This window comes from Rhodococcus sp. MPR-R1B, assembly GCF_058793255.1.
The window spans coordinates 514505-531579 of the sequence record NZ_JBXAFO010000001.1 but is presented as its reverse complement, the minus strand read 5'-3'; the positions used below and the strand labels follow the sequence as shown (position 1 = coordinate 531579).

Here is a 17075-nt window from a genome sequence, read left to right as displayed (position 1 = left end):
ATCAGTGCTGCGTGCTCGAAAGTGAGGTCACCGGCATCGAATTGGTCTTCGATCTCGGGAAACGACCGTAGCGCTTTGCCCAGGGCTGCGATTCTTCTGCCGGTGGAGATCTGCAGCATGGTGTGGTTCGCGAGCCATTGTCCGGTGCCGCGGTAGCAGAGTACTTGTTCGTCCGGGTTCAACGTCAGGGTGTCGACGGCGGCCACTCGAATGGCTTTCAGGCGAAGGATTTCCGCTGACGCGGTGATGGCGATCTCGCGGACGTCGCTGGGGTGAAGCCGCCACAATCGTCCGCGCACACCCACGGCGGAGCTGTTGACCACGTCGGTGACAGTATCTTCGTCGGTGATGTTGATCGTCATGAGAACCCCCCGTTCCACCTCCCATCATACTCGAACATACTTTCGAGTCAAGGGCTTTTTCGAGAAGGTGAGGTGGGCCCGGCCGTCGTGATTCTGTTGTTCGAGAACAGGTTCCGTCATTACTCGACTCGTTGGAGGAAGGGGTGAGGCCAGGCGCCGAGTGCGAGAACGGCGAGGATCGTCTGGACTAGTCCGGTGGTGAAGAAGATGCCCTGCAGCGGCGACCAGGCGAGAACGATGGCGATCTCGACGAAGATCCAGATCATCATGGTCAGGCCGGCGGCCGCGTGCAGGCCCCACGTCAGACGGAACCTGTTGTGCTGAGCGAAGAGCGCGGCGGCCTGGATGCCTCCGACGACAACGCCGAGGAGGATTCCGGGCCAGAAATATGAAGGGAAGACGGTTCCCTCGATCCACTCAGGAGGCAGGCCCATCCCGCCGCCGATCGTCAGGCCCGCCATTCCTACGAGCGCAGAGAGCAGGTTTAGCCACGCGATGGCGGACAGACCGATCCGGAGACCCCGTGGAGGGAGCGATGTGGACGTCATGCCTGACAACGATAGAGAGGGTCAGTCGAGCCCGTCCATGTTCCTGCGCGTAGCCGCGCTGGCAGCGTCGGCATCACCCGCGACGATGGCTTCCACTAGATCTCGGTGGGCAGCGGCTTCGTCGTCGATCGATTCGGGGTCTCGCGCCGCGACGTCGGTGATCACGTCGAGGGCCGAGTTGCGGAGGGTTTCGATGAATGAATCGAACACCATCGACAGCACGCTGTTGTGCGCAGCATTCACCACGGCGCGATGTAGTTCCATGTCAGCGTCGACAAATTCTGTTGGTGTCGAGGCATTTTCACGGGCTTCGAGTGCTGCCTGTAACAGATCGACGTCGGCCGAAGTTCGGCGAATGGCAGCCAGGCGGCCCGCTTCCACTTCCAGGAGTCTGCGTACTTCGTAGACTTCGCGGCGGTCCGAGCGTTTGAGTTCTCGCTCGAGTTCTGTGACCGGTGTCGAGGACATGACGTAGGTGCCGGACCCTTGATGCGAGTAGAGCTGGCCCGACGCAATCAGTGCGCGAACTGCCTCTCTGCCGGTCGAACGCCCGACTCCGAGGAGTGTGCTCAGATCCTGCTCGTTCGGGATTTTGGTCCCGACCGGCCACTCGCCGTCGCCGATGAGGCGCGCAAGTTCGTCCGCGGCTTTCTGTACCAGCGACTGCTGCTTGATCTGGCGCACTGCCATGTGACTGCTCCTGACTGACTCGGTGAACCGCAATGGAGCGGCTCACCGAGTAATACTTCATGTCCTCCGATGAATCTTCAGACTACGGGGCCGTCTTATGGTTTATCGAAGGGCGATGACGTCCAGTTCGCGCTCCGTCTCGTCTTCCGGGTCGAGGCGTCGATCGCGCAACGTGAATGCGATGACGGCGCCGACGAACAGCACTGCAGTTGTCGCCCCGATCGCCATGCGCGGTCCGAAGTGATCTGCCAGGTAGCCGAACAGCGGAGATGCGATGCCTCCCACGGACATCGCGAGTCCGAGCGTCACCCCACTTGCTGTGCCGGGGCGATTCGGTAGGTAGTCCTGCGCCAATGTCACCTGTGGCGCGAAGGGCAGGAACATAGCAAATCCGAGACAGACGATTCCCAATTCGGCAACTGCAACGTTCGGAGCGGCAGCGAGCAGCGCCAGTGAAGGTACCGCAAGCAGGTAGCCGAGTCGGATGGATGCGCGTCGACCACGACGGTCCGCGAGGACTCCTCCCAGTAGCGTTCCGGCCGCTCCTGCCAATGTGAAGGAGGACAACACGATTGCAGCGCTCGAGGACGATCCGTTCAGTGCGTTGAGCACGAACGGTGAGACCAACGACAGTGTGGTCACGTACGGAATTGACCAACAGACCGTTACCAGCACGAGTCGTGTGAACGAGCGCCAATCGTCTGACACGGGACCGTTCGCTGCCAGTTGCGCACTCAACGACTGGGCTGACTCGGCCGCACCCGTGTTGGCCGATCGCGACTGGGCGACCATCCACCAAATAGCCGCCACCACTGCAGGAACTGCGAGTAGATAGCCGCCGGACAAACCGAGTGAGCCAACCACGAGCGTGACAAACGGTGGCGCCAGCGAGGCGCCCAACGTACCGCCCACGGAGAACACGCTCATGGCTTTCTGTGAATGACCTCCAGCCGCGCGTGCCAAATTTGTGGCGGGAGGATGGTATGCGGCGATGCCGATGCCGGCCACGGCAATTGCCAGCCAAGTGACGATGTAGGTGGTGCTCATCGCTGCCACGACAATGCCTGCTGCGGCCGTCACAAAACCTGTGGGTACCAGCCAGTTTCGGCTCTTTCGATCGACCAGCATGCCGAATGCAGGTTGCACGACACTGGATAGTCCGGTCGCGGCGAGCGTGATTCCGGCGACCGCGGAATAGGAATATCCGCGTTCGAGCATCATGAACGGCAACAGCGCAGGCACAGCCCCCTGGTACAGATCGTTCACGACGTGTGTGCCGGTGAGAAATGCAACTTGCCCCTTCTTCATCTCCTTGGGCATCCCTTCGTTCAGGTCTTCAAGTCCTCAGGTCCTCTGAGGACTTGAAAGCTATCACGAACCCGCGGGCGCACGGTTGCGTTGGAGACCTGGATCTCATTCGAGACGACTGACTAACTCTCAGCAGTCGCGGCGTTGCGGGCGGCGAGTTGCGCGAAAGCGTGGGTAAGTTCTGCCGGGCCGACGACATCGATGTCGGTGTCGAATCGGTTGAAGGAGGCTGCCAGCGCCGTCCAAGACCATGATCCGGCTTCGAGACTGCACTGCTCGGGGCCAAGATCTTCGACGATGCCTTCCCCGACAAAGGGAAGAACATAACTGGCTGGTCGATGGAGAACGACCTTGCCGTGGCACGGCCAATTGTTGATATGTTCCGATCCTTTGAAGCGCGCGGAAACGTATTCGCTGACGTCGCCGCCGGGGATTTCCTTCGGCGTGAACCGGGGACCGTTCGGGGTGCGTGGGGTGATGCGATCGGCGCGGAAGATTCGCCAGTCGTCTCGCGCGAGATCCCACGCGACGAGATACCAGCGACGCTTGGAGGTCACCAGATGATGCGGCTCCACTCGGCGCGGGGGTGTTATTTCGCTGTTGTCGGTTGAGTGGTCGTTCGAGTAATCGAAGCGGAACACCTCGCGAGCGCGGACTGCAGCGGAAATCGCTACGAGCACCTCTGGGGACACGGAGTCTGCGTCGCCGGAACCGGCCGAAATCGTGGTGAACGTGAGCGCGTCGAGGCGATGGCGCAGACGCGACGGCATCACTTGCCGCACAGTGGTCAACGCTCGAACCGCATCCTCTTCGATACCGACGCCGGTCAGCGTCGCCGCCTGCAGCGCAACTGCCAGTGCGATGACCTGATCGTCGTCGAACAGCAGGGGTGGCAGCTCGCTGCCGGCGTCGAGTCGGTATCCGCCGTCCGGGCCCATGGTCGCCGCAATGCGGTAACCCATCTCCCTGAGCCGGTCGATATCGCGGCGGACCGTGCGATGGCTGATGTCGAGCCGCTCGGCGAGTAGAGCGCCCGGCCAGTCGCGTCTCGTCTGCAAGAGGGACAGCAGATTCAAGAGTCGAGTGGTGGTCGCCATGCGGTGAGACTACGACGAGTCTAGGACGAAAACAGTCCTATACGGCTGTGAGAGTCGACGTTGTCAGGGAAAACCCGAGCGACGTTCGTACCAGGAGCAGACATGAGCATCAAGACAACGACCCACCTCAACTTCCGCGGAGACGCCCGCGCGGCTCTGGAGTTCTACCAGTCCGTCTTCGGTGGCCAGGTCACGATCGCAACCTACGGCGACTTCGGGATGCCCAAGGAGGTGCCCGGCGCTGAGAACATCGTGTTCGGCCAGGTGGAGACAGCGGACGGATTCTGCGTGATGGCATACGACATCCCAGGACAGTCGGGCGGCTCGGCCGGCAACGCAGGCTCGACACACCGCGAGAACGGCACCACGATCACCGACCAACCGTTCTTCGTCTCGGTTCGCGGTGAAACCCTCGAAGAGGTGCAGAACTACTGGGCCAAACTCTCTGCTGGTGCATCGATCATCGAGGGTCTTGCCGCCGCGGCGTGGAGCCCCGGTTTCGGCATGCTCACCGATGCGTTCGGGGTGACGTGGATCCTCGACGTCGCTGCCGGCGAAAACCCGGCCTGATCATTCAGACGACAAAGCCGCTGGCACCGAAAGGTGTCCAGCGGCTCCAGCGCGTCGGTGCCCGTCTTGCGCCTCTCGGCAAGTGGCCACTCGAAGTGGCAATTCTGGGGTGGTACCCGGGGCAAAGAACCGAACACCGACACCCTCTACAACGAACCTCTGCGGAAAGTTATTCCACGCTGACTCGTGCCGCGGTCAGTCGTGGTCCTGCCCATCGTTCAGCTCCGGCAGAGCTGGGCGACAACGGCTTCGATTGGCTGAGGGGCGCGTTGTAGCAGTGTTGCCAGGTCATCGGACTCTTCGCTGAAGATCCCTTTGCGAATCAGTGGAAAGAGCACAGCAAAGGGTCCGGTTTCGAGGTCGCCCACCTCGCGGTGCTCGATTGTCCTGCCAAGTTCGGCTGAGACTGCTTCGGCGAGTTGATCGAAGGTCCAGGCCGGGCCTCGAAGTTCCCACACCTGCTTGGTGGGAGGGAATGTCAGCGCGATGACTGCTGCTTCGGCGAGATCGGCAATGGAGGAGGTGACCAGAGAACTTCCCGCGCCGGCGGAAACGATGGGTCCGGACTCCATGTCGTTAATTACCTTGGCAGCAAATGCATCCGAGTAGAGAGCATTGCGGAGGACAGTGTGGCTCACACCGATCTCCTGCAGCTCGATTTCCGTAGTGCGATGACCGGGATCGTGCTGCGCTCCCATCGCACTTGTGTACACGATGTGCTCGACGCCTGCCGAGACTGCCTCCTGCACAACAGCTTTGTGTTGCTCTATTCCGACATTCGGATCGAGCGCCGGGCTCGATACGAACAGCAGTCCGTCGATGCCCCTGAACGCGGTCCGCAAACTCGCGCGATCCGTGTAGTCGCCGACTCGCGTATCGATCCCCTGATGACCGAGTGCATCGGTTTGGGTAGTACTTCGGACCAATGCGTGGGTGTTCGATCCGGTATGTGCCTGCAGGATGCGCAGCGCAGCGCCGCCCAGGTTTCCGGTGGCTCCGGTGACGAGAAAGTTTCTCATGGTACGTACTCCAAAGGTGGATTCTGGTGAGTGGTCAGATAGGGATTCGGCTATCGCGAATCCCCATGAAGGCACACAGAATCGTCATCCCAGGGCGACGTAACAAGCTAATGCTGCGGATGGTGGTCAGGAAGTGCGGCAAGAAAGCATTGAAGTGACTCTAGCAGGACTAACGAACCGTACGGCCCGCCTACGAATCGAGATTGCCTTGTAAGAGTCGCGAGGACGGCTCCGGCCCCCATCTCGGTGTGAGATGGGGGCCGAAGCGAGGGTGGGAATCAGCCGGTTACGCCGGTCAATTCGTTCGGGGCGTGATCGAGGGTGGTCTCGGTCAGGATGCTGCCGTCCTCGAGGTCGACTGCGATCAGCTTCTTCGACGCGGGGTCGGTGACGTAAGCGGTGTGATCTTCTACGAAGAGCGCGGGCCTGGGCTCTTGCCACTTGGTGGGCTCGGTCCATGCGTCGATAACGGCGATCTTCTTGGTGACGACGCCGGTGTTCGGGTCGATGACGTGGATGGCGCCGTCGGTGCCGAGTACCAGTGCCTCTCCGTGCGGTCCGCGGCCGAGTGAGCGGAAGGTGTAGCTGGTGCCGAGGTCGACGAGCTTGAGTTCGGACGTCGTCGTGTTGGTCAGCGAGACCCGTTGCGGACGTTCGAGTTCGGCGTCCTTGTCAGTCTTGTAATCACCCAGCACGATGTCCGACTCCTCCGAGCCTGCCTGATTTCCGATGCGGCCGTATGCATCCGGACTCTGGACCTTGGTGATCGCTCCGTTCTTGTACACGAGCAACCCGTCCTGGCAGCCCAGCACGATGGCTTCGCCGGCAGCGACTGCTTCGCCGTGGACACCTGGGCACTGTTCGTTGCGCAGGATTTCCTTGCGGTCGGCATCGAGGACAGCTATGCCGTTGCGGGACTCCGAATTTCCGATTGTCGTCAACAGACTGCCGTCGGCAAGTGCGACCGCGACGCCGTGATGGGGTTCCGGGGTGGTGTACGTCTCGACGCGGGGCTGACGTTTTGCCAACTGAACCGGGTCGAAGATCTCGACCAGTCCCGAGCCGTCGTTGAAGAGGACCGTCTTTCCGGCATGGCGTACGACGTGTCCGGGCTCGTTGGCTGCGAACTCGACCTCGGACATCGCGGGATCGGCTGTGTAGTAATGAGAATGATCACCGTGAGCCGAAGACCACGTGCCGGTGTCGAGCACCTTGAATGCTTCGCCGGCAGAGATCATGACGTGGCGACCGTCGCCGGCCGGGTTGAGTCGGGTGAAGCCGTCGATCTCGGTCTCGCCGACCACGTCGAGGGAAGTTGCATCCAGCACCAGGACGCCGCCGTCGTACGACACGGCGAGACGTGGTGTTGCCGAGGCCTGTTCGGTTGGTGCGGCCGACGTCGTGGTCGTGGTTTCGGACTGGGCGGAGTCCTTGTTGTCGGACGAGCAACCCGTAACGAGGGCGAGTGAGAGGCCTACTGATGTGGCAAGGGTGAGGCGCCGCGACATGCGGGTGTTGAGGTGCATGGGTATAGATCTACCGCTTAATGTAAATGATTGTCAAAGTCGAGTATGCGAATATTCGCATGTCAGGTGTAGTCGGCTCGTTCGAGCATGCGCGAGGCGATGACCCCGAAGACGAGTCCCCAGAAAGCGGCTCCGATATTGAGCAGTTCGATGTCGGAGATCGTCACGAGGAACGCGATCAAAGCGCCGAAGGTGAATTTCCCGCCGAATGCGGTCACGAAGGCTCCCTGTAAGGCCTTGAGCATGGCCAGACCACCCAGAGTGACGATGAATGCCGTCGGAGTTCCCAACATCATCGCGACGAAAGTCGGGGCGAACAGTCCGAAGACGACGGCGAGTAAGCCGCAGAAGATTCCGGCGGTGTATTGGCGTGTCCGCTCTCCCGACGCCGTGAGCAATGCGTTCGTCGGCCCGGTCAGGCACGTCGAGACACAACCCACCGCCGCGTTCACGAGAGAGAACACACCGCAGGCAACCGTTGCTGCCCCGATCGGCGGTTGATGACCCGCTGCGCGGAGGACTGCGATTCCTTGGCCGTTCTGCACGACGACGACTGTGATCGCCAGCGGTACAACCAGTTCGATCATCGCCTGCCAAGACCAGGTTGGCGTGGTCAGCATCGGATGCGCCAGCCACTCGTGCGCGTCGCCGGCGGAGTTGAATCTTCCGGCCGCGAGTATCACGACCACGCCGACAATCAACGCGCCGAGAACGGGCGGAACGAATCTTCCCAGCTTGGCGAACACGCTCAGAGCGACAAAGGTGGCGATCATCGGCAGGGCGATCACCGCGTCGTGGGCGGGCGCTTCGACCAAATCCGTTCCGAAATGAAGGAAAACGCCTGCCACCATTGCCATTACGATGGGCAAGGGTAATGCGGCCATGATCGGTGTGACCCACCCTGTCAATCCCAACATCAAGATCAGGGCGCCGGTCGCGAAGAACGCTCCGAGCACTTGCTCCCACGGCAGATGCTCCAACGACGCTCCGACGACAACGGTTCCGGGAATCGTCCAGAAGAAGGCCAGCGGCTGCCGGTACAGCCAGGAAGCCGTGATGGTGAGAATGCCGTTGACGAAGAAGGCACCGAAAAGCCAAGAGGCCAATTGAGCTTGACTCAGTCCACCCGCCAACCCCGCAGCGAGAATGACCGCCACCGGCCCGGTGGCCGAGAAGACGATGCCGATGATTCCGTTGGCAATGGACGTTCCGCCGAAGTCGCGCAAGACCCGTTTCGGGCCGTAGAGCGGTTGGGGGAGTGGCTCGGTGACGACGCGAACGGGCGCGGTCGTCGTAGTGTCCGGCATGTTCTCAGTTCTCCTGATGCGGATCCGAAAGCCCTCGGTCGCGGAACAAAGCCGCGAGTTCGCTCCGTGATCGCAGTCCGAGTTTCGCGTACGCGCGCGTGAGGTGATATTGAATGGTCTTGACGGAGAGGAACAATTCGCCGGCAGCTTCCTTGTTGGACTTGCCCGCTGCGACAAGGTCGGCGACGGCTCGTTCTTGCGGGGTCAGGTCGGTGATTCCCTTCTCCGTCCGCGAGAGGTTCAACCCGCCCGCGCGGAGTTCGCGCTCGCAGCGCTCGACGTAAGTAGCGGCGCCCAACGAGTGATACAGCTCGCGGGCGGCGCGGAGGACGACGTCGGCCTCCGCGCGTTTCCCGGCCCGGCGGAGAGTTTGGCCGTAGGCAAAATTGATTCGGGCTCGGTCGTAGGGGAGCGGCAGCGTCTCGATGCCGAGTAGTGCAGCATCGAAACTTTCTCTTGCCAAGTCGAGTTCGCCCCGTGCGCCGTGGATCCGGCCGCGAACGTAGCCGAGACGTGCCGCAGCTGAGCGGTGCTCCCGACGTCGTGCGGTCTGCTCGTGTGGTTGCAGAAAGGCGTCGGCATCATCAGCTCGCCCGACCATGACCAATGCATTGGCGTAGAGATCGACCCACGGCCAGAAGCCCGGCTCGTCGAGCCATTGTTGCGCCTTGCTCGAGGTGAGCGGAGCCAGCGCCACCAGAACTTCGGCGTAGTCGGCGGCGGCCTCGGCAACCTGGGCCCTGGCGAGAAGTGCAGGAACATACATGATTTCGTAGGCGTGAATGCCGGCGTACGCACGTCGCACATGGTCACGGGCCAGTTCCCAGTTGCCGCGCAGAGCGTGAATCTGTGCTCCCGACCAGTGGACCAACGGCCGGATGATCTCGATCTCGAACCGATCCACCTCGGCACCGGCGCCCTCGACGGTCGAGAGCGCTTCGTCCCAGGCGCCGAGAGCGAATTGAGTGCGGGCGAGCCAGGCCTGTGCCCACAGTGAGATTCTTGCCGAACCACTGGAAAACTCTGTGGACACCGCGCTTTCGAGGTCGCGTCTGGCGGACTCCGGGTGGTCCAACGCAAGCTCGAGCCATCCGCGTCCCATCTGGAAGCGCTGTGCTTGGGCTCCGGGGCGGACACGATCGGAGAGTTCGGCGTATGCCGCGAGCGCATTCTCGGTTCTTCCGGTAGCACCGAGCCCGAGACCCTTGATCGCTTCGGACTCCACTGCTGCGGGATCAGAAGGGCCCACCAATTCGACTGCGCGGTCAACCCACTCGACGAGCGCCGTGCCATCGAGCCGAGCCAGAGAATGCAGGACCATTCGTTGGGCGATCATCGCAGCGATGCCTGGCTCACGATCCACGCTGCAGCTGTCCCACGCTCTGGTCAGAAGATCGGCGGCCTCGGTCGGTCGCCCTCTATGGATGGCGAGGTAGCCGAGGACGGCGTCGCGGAGAGGCCCGCGCGAAATACTCTCGATCTCCGGCACGAAGACCATGGCGCGGGGGATGTCACCCGATCCGGTCAGCGCGTCGACTCCGCGGAGCAGTCGGTCCTCGTGTTCGGTTCGGGCCGTGGTGAGACGGCTTGCCGTGACCATGGCGTCGGCGACTTCCGACCACGCGCCGTCGGATGCTCGTAGTGATGCGTACGCAACGAGTTCGGCGGCGAGGTCCTCGTCATGGGTGGTGCTGGCAGCGGCAAGGTGGAAAAGCCGTTCACCTTCTCCCCAAGCGATCTCGGCTGCGCGTGTGTGCAGCAGATGCAAGTGCGCGGGTCCCAACGCCCCGCGCACTGCGGCCGTGACCATCGTGCTGCTCAGTGACACCTCGGTGCTGCCGCGCTGCTCGTGGACAGAAAGGAGGCCGCTGGCAAAGGCGCTGTCCAAGGCGCCGACCACGTCGTCGATTTCGGCCAGCTGAGCAAGATGCGACAACGTCGTGCTGCGCCCGACAACTGCTGCGGCTTCGATCAACGTTCGTGCTCCCGCCGAACACGTAGCGAGGGCGGCGGCGATCGATACTGCACGATGGCGAGGGACGGGCAAAGTTCGGTGCCACTGGGTCCAATAGGTAGGTGGCAGCTCGTCGAGAAGCGAGACGATGTCGAGTGTGTTGCCCGCGGTGAAGTCCTGAAGGGCGAGCGCGACGCCGGAGCTGAGGTCGATTCCGCTTCGCATGCGCGCGATGTCGATGATGACGGGTGCGTCGATCGGGCTGATGTGCAAACGCGTCGACCAGTGCAGGTCGAGAATCTGCCTGACATCCTCGCGCAGGAACGGCGTTTCCTCGGCGACGAGGACGAACAGCAGTGGTGCCGTTCGGCCTCGATGGAGGGCGGAGGTGATTGCCTGAAGCGAGCTGACATCGCTGTGATGGGCATCGTCGACGACGATCAGGGTCAGTTGCTCCGCTGCGTCGACGATCTCGTGTGCAACGGCGACCGGGTCCGAGTTGGAAACCGGACGTTCGAGTAGTTGTTCGATCACTCCGAAGGCAGTGTTCGATTCCCACTCCAGCCCACGAGCGCGGCGGAGCGTATGAGCGGAAGAGATTTCGGCGAACCGGTCGACGAGAGTGGACTTACCGCTACCGGCATCGCCCTCGACCAGCACGAGAGTCGGCACTCCTGTCTCTGCCGCGGCCAAGGCTCGGCCGAGAACGGCGAGCTCGCGTTCTCGGCCGAGCAACAGGTCACGAAGTGTCACCCGACTACCGTAACGCCGGGCTCACCACGGGTTTCCTTTTCGGCACGGTCTCCATCGGATCGAAGTGCAGTGGCACCCAGGTCGGGTGCTTGCTTCGGCACGAAGAAGGTGACGATGGCGCCAATCACCGCGATGCCGGCGAAGACGTAGAACGCCGATTCGGAACTGATTCCGGCGCTGATCAAACTTCCGCCGATCAGTGGCCCGAATATCCCGCCCAGACGTCCGAATCCGGCGCACCACGCGACACCTGCGGCCCGAGCGGCCGTCGAATAGTAGTTGGACACGAATCCGTAGATCAGAACCTGAGTACCGATGGTTCCGACACCCGCGATGGCAACGGAGGCGAGGAGTACGGGAAGCGGGAACCCGAATGTGAACAGGAGCAGGGCGAGTGCGGCCAGGCCGAAGGTGGTTGCGACAACCCGCTGTGGACCGGTGACGTCCGCGATCTTGGAGGCGAGAAGTCCACCGATGATGGCACCGCCGTTGAGTACCAACAGGAACGAGAGCGAACCCTTCGCGTTGTATCCCGCGTTTTCCATGATCTTGGGCAGCCAGGTGTTCAGTCCGTAGGTCAGGAGGAGGCCGGCGAAGCTCATCAGGCCGAGAAGCGCGGTGCCCCAGACATATTGTCTGCTCGCCAACGCTCGGAAGCCGACCTTCTCGGCTACGGCGTCGTTGGGTCGATCTGTACCGACAGGCAATGGAATTCCGGTTTTCGAGGAAATGGCGCGAGCTTCCTCGACGCGTCCGCGAGCAATCAGCCACGCGGGAGACTCGGGCAGTTTGAACCAGGCGAGTGGGAACAGGAACACCAATGGCAGGGCGCCGATGAGGAACAGTCCGCGCCATCCGATGGAATCACGGAGAACGATCGCCAGGACGGAAGCCATGACGCCACCGGCCGGGACACCGCTGTAGACGATGGCGTTGAACAGATTGCGGCGTCCCGGCGGCGCGAACTCGGCAATCATGGCTCCGGCGGTGGCGACAAGCCCACCGACACCGATGCCGGTGAAGAACCGCAGCAGACCGAAGGTGGTGATGCTGGTGGCGAACGCTGCCAGTGCCATTCCGACCGAGAACCAGATGATGTTGACCAGCATCATCTTTCGGCGACCGAAGTGATCGCCGATCGCTCCACACGTCAGTGCGCCGACCATCACTCCGACGAGTGCATACGAACCCAACGCGCCGGCCTGAGATGCGGTCAAGGTGCCGATATGGCTGGAGTCGTCCATGAGTACGGGCAGGATCGTGCCGTACACGACCAGGTCGTATCCATCGAACAGAATGGCAATGGCGGCGATGGTGACCACCCACAACACTGACGAGCGATGGCGGGCACTGGCCCAGGAACCACGTTCGATCGAGGACATGGCGAATCTCCGTTCGAGAGATCAGGAATCGGGGGAGGCTGGATTCAGCCGAGGTCGCCACCGGCAACGGGAAGAACCGTTCCGGTGACATACGAAGCCTCTTCGGAGGCAAGGAAAGTGATAGCAGCAGCCTGTTCGTCCAGGGTGCCGTAACGCTTGAGTAGCGACGAGTCGACGGTCTGGTCGACGATCTGCTGGTACCAGGCCTTCTCCTCGTCGGTCTCGGCACCCGGTCCGCGTGCCACGACGCGTGGTGGCGCCTCGGTTCCGCCGGGAGCGGTTGCCACGACGCGTATTCCGTACTGCGCGACTTCCATCGCCAGTGCAGCGGTGATCGCGCTGACCCCGCCCTTGGCCGCCGCGTAAGGAACACGGTTGACACCGCGGGTGGCGACCGAGGAGACGTTGACGATGGTGCCGCTCGCCTGCTCGATCAGATGGGGCAGTACGGCGCGACACGTCCAGAGCGTGGGGAACAGTGATCGTGTGACCTCGGCTTGTATCTGCTGCGGCGTGTAGTGCTCGTAGGGTTTGGCCCAGATGGTCCCACCGACGTTGTTGATCAGGACGTCGATGCGTCCGAAGCGCTCCAATGCGGAATCTATTGCATTCTGGGCACCTTCGAACGTCTCGAGGTCCGCGGTCACCGAATGGGAACGCTCCAGCGGTGTCGCGATGTCGTGAACCAGTTCAGCTCGATCCACAAGCGCGACGGAACCACCTTCTGCGGAAACTCTTTCGGCAACGCTGCGCCCGATCCCCTGAGCCGCTCCGGTGACGACCACGACCCGGTCGTCGAACCGGCCGGCGAAGAATCTCGTGCTCACGACGCCACACTTTCCCGAGCGTCAGTGATGGCGCGGTGCATCGTCGACTTGGCGTGTTCGCTGTGCTGGACGATCAGATCACGGGCCGCGGCGCGATCATTCTGCTCGAATGCACTCACGATTCGTGAGTGATCCTCCGCGACATGTTCGTCCACCCAATCGGCGGTGCGGAGCACTCGGTTCATCAGTTGTGTGACCTCGAGACGGTGGTATGCCTGCAGGAGCACTTCGTTTCCGGTGCAGCGGAAGAGGAAGTCGTGGAACAGGGCATTGGTTTCGGTGAATGCCGCTGCGTCCGTGAAGTGATCGCGGTCGATGGAAGCAGCCGAGTTCTCCGCCAGAATGCGGTACTCCGTCAACTGTGCCGGAGTGAGGCGGCCGATCGTGAGTTCCATTGCTCCGAGTTCGAGGGCCATCCGAGCGTCGAACTGTGCGTCCGACTCCGTGACCGGCAGATGTTCTTCACCGATCTCGTACGTGCCGGTAGCTGATTCTTCGGCCGAGGCTGCCGGTGAATCAGCCGGTGCTGCCGCATTGTTGAACTTTTCGAAGTAGAAGTTCGTGGGTGTGATCGATACGTCCTTGAAGTGCAGACGTACGGCTTCGACCATCGGCGGCGGGCCGCACAGGTAGACGTCTACGTTGCCGTCGTCGAGGTGATCGGGCTCGATCAAGCCGGTGACATAGCCCTTGTTCGGTGCTGTGCTGTCGGGATCGGATACGCAGTAGTCGAAGGTGAACTGGGGTAGAGACTCCGCGTAGTCGTGCAGTGTGTCGAGTTCGACGAGATCGGTGTCGGAGCTGACGCCGTAGACCAGATGGACGGGCCGAGTGGAGCTTTCGGTACGCATCTTCTCCAGTATGGAGAGCAGCGGGGCCAAGCCGGTTCCACCGGCAAGCAGTAGGGCTCTCCGTTGACCTGACCGGAGGAAGAAGCTACCCATCGGTCCGGTCAATTCGAGAGTGTCGCCTACCTGCGCACGCTGACTGAGATACTCGGACATCAGACCACCCGGGGTGATCTTGACCAGGAACGACGCCGACGCGACCTCAGGGCCGGAGCTGAACGAGTACGACCGCGTCGCTTCGGTTCCGGGAACGAGGATGTTCACGTACTGACCGGGGAGGAAGACCAGATCTGCGCGGTTGTCGACTGCGACGGTGAAACCCACCGTGGAATCCGAATGGCGAATGATCTCGGTGATGGTGGACGTGTACGAACCGGCAGTGGTCTTGGCGACCGCCGACGTGGTGGGAATCTGCAGCACGAGATCAGATTCCGGCACCATCTGGCACGGAAGGCAGTATCCCTGCTCGGCCTCGTCGTCCGTCAGGGCCTCCTCGATGTAGTCGCCGGCGTCGAAAGTACCTGACTCACAGAGTGATTTGCAGGTGCCGCAAGCTCCGTCGCGGCAGTCGAGCGGAATGTTGATTCGTGCGCGGTACGACGCGTCCGCGACGGTCTCGTCGGTGTTGCATTCGACGAAGCGGGTGATGCCGTCTTCGAAACTCAGGGCTACTTGAAAGGTCGGCGCAGCTTGAATGCTCATGGGAAACAGCTCGATTCGAAGGGAAGTCGTGTCAGAAGTGGTAGATGTCGACCACGTGATGGATGTAGTCGTTCTTGAGGACTACCTTCTTCTTCATGATCAACGGCTGCTCGCCCGAGAAGTCGATCGTGTAGTGCGAGGTGCCGAAGTAGGTGTCGACTGTGTTGTAGCGGAAGTACAGCGTGAACCAATTGAAGCGGACGTCGACGACGAAGCCGCGTTCTTCGATCACTTCCACGTTGGTGATGTTGTGACCGGTGCGGGGCTCGGGAAGGCTTGTCGCGCTGGAACGGTCAGTCCTGATTCGGAACACGCGGTCCTCGATACCGCCGCGATTCGGGTAGTAGATCAGGGAGATCTCTGCGGCCGGGTCCGTGGTCAGCTCGCCGTCGTCCGCCCATGCGGGCATCCAGTACTCGGAATCGGGGTGGTAGCACTCGATCCACTTCTCGAACTCGCGATCGTCCAGGTAGCGAGCCTCACGGTAGAGAAACTGCTGCACTGTTTCGAGGGCGACGGCATTGGTGGTGGTGACAGTCATGGTGATCGTCCTCAGATGGTCCGGTTGGAAGCGGCTTGCTCGGCATCTACGGCCGCAAGCATGGCGTCGCGCCAGTACCCGTGCTGAATGGGATACAAGCCTTCGTCCTCGGTCTTGGCTCCGCTCGAGAGCACACGATTCATGCCGAGATCCTTCGCGACGTCGTTCGGACCGGGAATCTGGTGTGTGACGCCACGGCTGAGGTCGTTCCACGGGGCGCCGGCTGCCTGGTAGGTCTTCTGGCAGGAACGGAACTCTTCGAGATCGTCCGGGGTGGCCATACCGCTGGCATTGAAGAAGTCCTCGTACTGACGGATGCGGTTGCTGCGCGCTTCGGCGCTCTCTCCCTTGGGCGCGATGCAGTAGATGGTGACTTCGGTCTGGTCCACGGAGATCGGACGGAAGTGCCGGATCTGGCTGCTGAACTGATCCATGAGGTAGACGTTCGGATACAGGCAGAGGTTTCTCGACGCACCGACCATGAATTCGGCCTTCTTGGAACCGAACTGAGCCTCCAGTTCTGCTTTGCGTTCGAACAGGGGTCGGTCCTCGGGATTGCCCCACCACATCCAGAGCAGGAGGTGGCCGTAGTCGTAGGAGAAGTATCCACCGCCCTGCTTGCCCCAGGTGCCGGCGTCCATGGCTTTGGTCTCGTTGGACGATTCACCGGCGGTGCGGCGAGCGGTGGTAGCGGCGTAGTTCCAGTGCGTCGAAGACACGTGGTAGCCGTCGGCACCGTTCTCGGTCTGTAGCTTCCAGTTGCCGTCGTAGGTGTAGGTGGATGCACCGCGCAGAACTTCGAGTCCGTCAGGTGACTGATCGACGATCATGTCGATGACCTTCGTGGTGTCACCGAGGTGCTCTTCGAGTGGCAGCACGTCGGGGTTGAGGCTGCCGAAGAGGAAGCCGCGATAGTTCTCGAACCGCGCCACCCTGGTCAGGTCGTGTGAGCCGTCTTTGTTGAACTGCTCCGGATAGCCACCGGTGCGAGCGTCCTTGGCCTTGAGGAGTTTTCCGCTGTTGTTGAAGGTCCAGCCGTGGAACGGGCAGGTGAAGGTGGTTCGGTTGTCGGTCTTACGGCGACAGAGCATCGCACCGCGGTGGCTGCATGCGTTGATCAGCGCACCCAATTCGCCGTCCTTGTTGCGGGTGATCACGATGGGCTGACGGCCCATGTAGGTGGTGAAGTAGTCGCCGACGTTCGGGATCTGGCTCTCGTGCGCGAGGTAGATCCAATTGCCTTCGAAGATGTGCGTCATCTCGAGTTCGAACAGTTGCTCGTCCGTGAAGACGCTGCGCCGCACCTGGTAGCGGCCGGTCTCCGGGTCCTCGACGAGCGCGTCGTCGAGGGCGGCGCGGATGTTCGCGAACTGGTCGGTGCCGCGGGCAGCATCCAACATATCCGTCATGGGTGTCCTCCAGATAAGAGTGGGCGCCTACCGAGAAAGCCGAGGGCTGTCGGACCAAATCGGTGGGACCCGCTTTCCGGACGGGGCTGCGTCCGGTACTGAATTCACCTTGACATCGTGTGTCTCGGGTCACACTAGGCAATTGCCTAGTCCTGACCAAGGGTGCAGTGTTCGTCGAATTCTGCTGATGGGCCATGCCTGCTGAAGACGACGAGCAGGGCGGACTCGACAT

The 17075-nt window shown here is 61.8% G+C and carries 14 protein-coding genes and 1 pseudogene; 1 reads left to right on the top strand and 14 read right to left on the bottom strand.

What is annotated here, in order from left to right:
* The 5 genes and pseudogenes from AC1Q61_RS02645 to AC1Q61_RS02625 form a co-directional block, all read right to left on the bottom strand.
* Nucleotides 1-362 (bottom strand): annotated as a pseudogene (locus AC1Q61_RS02645) (HNH endonuclease); the annotation flags it as partial.
* Between the two features lie 119 nt (nt 363-481).
* A complete protein-coding gene (locus tag AC1Q61_RS02640) occupies nt 482-910 on the bottom strand; it encodes a hypothetical protein (protein WP_228401410.1) in 429 nt (142 codons plus the stop codon).
* Nucleotides 911-931: 21 nt separating this feature from the next.
* The gene (locus AC1Q61_RS02635; protein WP_042925196.1) at nt 932-1600 is read right to left on the bottom strand and encodes a FadR/GntR family transcriptional regulator; all 669 of its coding nucleotides are present in this window, start codon (nt 1598-1600) and stop codon (nt 932-934) included.
* Between the two features lie 102 nt (nt 1601-1702).
* Nucleotides 1703-2908: an MFS transporter gene (locus AC1Q61_RS02630; RefSeq protein ID WP_051649716.1), complete on the bottom strand. Its 1206-nt coding sequence runs from the start codon at nt 2906-2908 to the stop codon at nt 1703-1705.
* Between the two features lie 122 nt (nt 2909-3030).
* Entirely contained in the window at nt 3031-4005 is a 975-nt protein-coding gene (locus tag AC1Q61_RS02625; protein WP_042925190.1) for a helix-turn-helix transcriptional regulator, read from the bottom strand.
* Between the two features lie 102 nt (nt 4006-4107).
* Between AC1Q61_RS02625 and AC1Q61_RS02620 the strand changes: the two genes are divergently transcribed.
* A complete protein-coding gene (locus AC1Q61_RS02620) occupies nt 4108-4575 on the top strand; it encodes a VOC family protein (protein ID WP_042925187.1) in 468 nt (155 codons plus the stop codon).
* 218 nt (nt 4576-4793) lie between these two features.
* Here the strand turns inward: AC1Q61_RS02620 and AC1Q61_RS02615 are convergent, their stop codons facing one another.
* From AC1Q61_RS02615 to benA, 9 genes are all read right to left on the bottom strand, one after another.
* Nucleotides 4794-5594 (bottom strand): NAD(P)H-binding protein, encoded by an 801-nt coding sequence (locus AC1Q61_RS02615; protein ID WP_042925183.1) that lies wholly within the window; start codon nt 5592-5594, stop codon nt 4794-4796.
* Nucleotides 5595-5872: 278 nt separating this feature from the next.
* A complete protein-coding gene (aztD, locus tag AC1Q61_RS02610; protein WP_050656067.1) occupies nt 5873-7120 on the bottom strand; it encodes a zinc metallochaperone AztD in 1248 nt (415 codons plus the stop codon).
* Between the two features lie 62 nt (nt 7121-7182).
* Nucleotides 7183-8427: a benzoate/H(+) symporter BenE family transporter gene (locus tag AC1Q61_RS02605; RefSeq protein WP_050656066.1), complete on the bottom strand. Its 1245-nt coding sequence runs from the start codon at nt 8425-8427 to the stop codon at nt 7183-7185.
* Between the two features lie 4 nt (nt 8428-8431).
* Nucleotides 8432-11134 carry a helix-turn-helix transcriptional regulator gene (locus AC1Q61_RS02600; RefSeq protein WP_050656065.1) on the bottom strand — a complete coding sequence of 901 codons (2703 nt, stop codon included), beginning with the start codon at nt 11132-11134 and terminating at the stop codon, nt 8432-8434.
* Nucleotides 11131-12516 (bottom strand): MFS transporter, encoded by a 1386-nt coding sequence (locus AC1Q61_RS02595; protein ID WP_208690169.1) that lies wholly within the window; start codon nt 12514-12516, stop codon nt 11131-11133. The genes AC1Q61_RS02600 and AC1Q61_RS02595 overlap by 4 nt, the downstream gene beginning before the upstream one ends.
* A 44-nt stretch (nt 12517-12560) precedes the next feature.
* Complete coding sequence (locus tag AC1Q61_RS02590; RefSeq protein ID WP_007729779.1) at nt 12561-13343, bottom strand: 1,6-dihydroxycyclohexa-2,4-diene-1-carboxylate dehydrogenase; 783 nt, start codon at nt 13341-13343, stop codon at nt 12561-12563.
* Nucleotides 13340-14893: a benzoate 1,2-dioxygenase electron transfer component BenC gene (gene benC, locus AC1Q61_RS02585; protein ID WP_042925176.1), complete on the bottom strand. Its 1554-nt coding sequence runs from the start codon at nt 14891-14893 to the stop codon at nt 13340-13342. The genes AC1Q61_RS02590 and benC overlap by 4 nt, the downstream gene beginning before the upstream one ends.
* A 31-nt stretch (nt 14894-14924) precedes the next feature.
* Nucleotides 14925-15434: a benzoate 1,2-dioxygenase small subunit gene (gene benB, locus AC1Q61_RS02580; RefSeq protein ID WP_003939939.1), complete on the bottom strand. Its 510-nt coding sequence runs from the start codon at nt 15432-15434 to the stop codon at nt 14925-14927.
* Between the two features lie 11 nt (nt 15435-15445).
* Nucleotides 15446-16843, bottom strand: a complete 1398-nt coding sequence (gene benA / locus AC1Q61_RS02575) for a benzoate 1,2-dioxygenase large subunit (protein ID WP_042447174.1) — start codon at nt 16841-16843, stop codon at nt 15446-15448.
* Nucleotides 16844-17075 lie beyond the last annotated feature (232 nt).

Coding starts and splice junctions, on each gene's coding strand:
- AC1Q61_RS02615 (WP_042925183.1), bottom strand. CDS start 5,594: ATGAGAAACTTTCTCGTCACCGGAGCCACCGGAAACCTGGGCGGCGCT.
- AC1Q61_RS02625 (WP_042925190.1), bottom strand. CDS start 4,005: ATGGCGACCACCACTCGACTCTTGAATCTGCTGTCCCTCTTGCAGACG.
- AC1Q61_RS02605 (WP_050656066.1), bottom strand. CDS start 8,427: ATGCCGGACACTACGACGACCGCGCCCGTTCGCGTCGTCACCGAGCCA.
- AC1Q61_RS02640 (WP_228401410.1), bottom strand. CDS start 910: ATGACGTCCACATCGCTCCCTCCACGGGGTCTCCGGATCGGTCTGTCC.
- AC1Q61_RS02630 (WP_051649716.1), bottom strand. CDS start 2,908: ATGAAGAAGGGGCAAGTTGCATTTCTCACCGGCACACACGTCGTGAAC.
- benB (WP_003939939.1), bottom strand. CDS start 15,434: ATGACTGTCACCACCACCAATGCCGTCGCCCTCGAAACAGTGCAGCAG.
- benA (WP_042447174.1), bottom strand. CDS start 16,843: ATGACGGATATGTTGGATGCTGCCCGCGGCACCGACCAGTTCGCGAAC.
- AC1Q61_RS02635 (WP_042925196.1), bottom strand. CDS start 1,600: ATGGCAGTGCGCCAGATCAAGCAGCAGTCGCTGGTACAGAAAGCCGCG.
- AC1Q61_RS02595 (WP_208690169.1), bottom strand. CDS start 12,516: ATGTCCTCGATCGAACGTGGTTCCTGGGCCAGTGCCCGCCATCGCTCG.
- benC (WP_042925176.1), bottom strand. CDS start 14,893: ATGAGCATTCAAGCTGCGCCGACCTTTCAAGTAGCCCTGAGTTTCGAA.
- aztD (WP_050656067.1), bottom strand. CDS start 7,120: ATGCACCTCAACACCCGCATGTCGCGGCGCCTCACCCTTGCCACATCA.
- AC1Q61_RS02620 (WP_042925187.1), top strand. CDS start 4,108: ATGAGCATCAAGACAACGACCCACCTCAACTTCCGCGGAGACGCCCGC.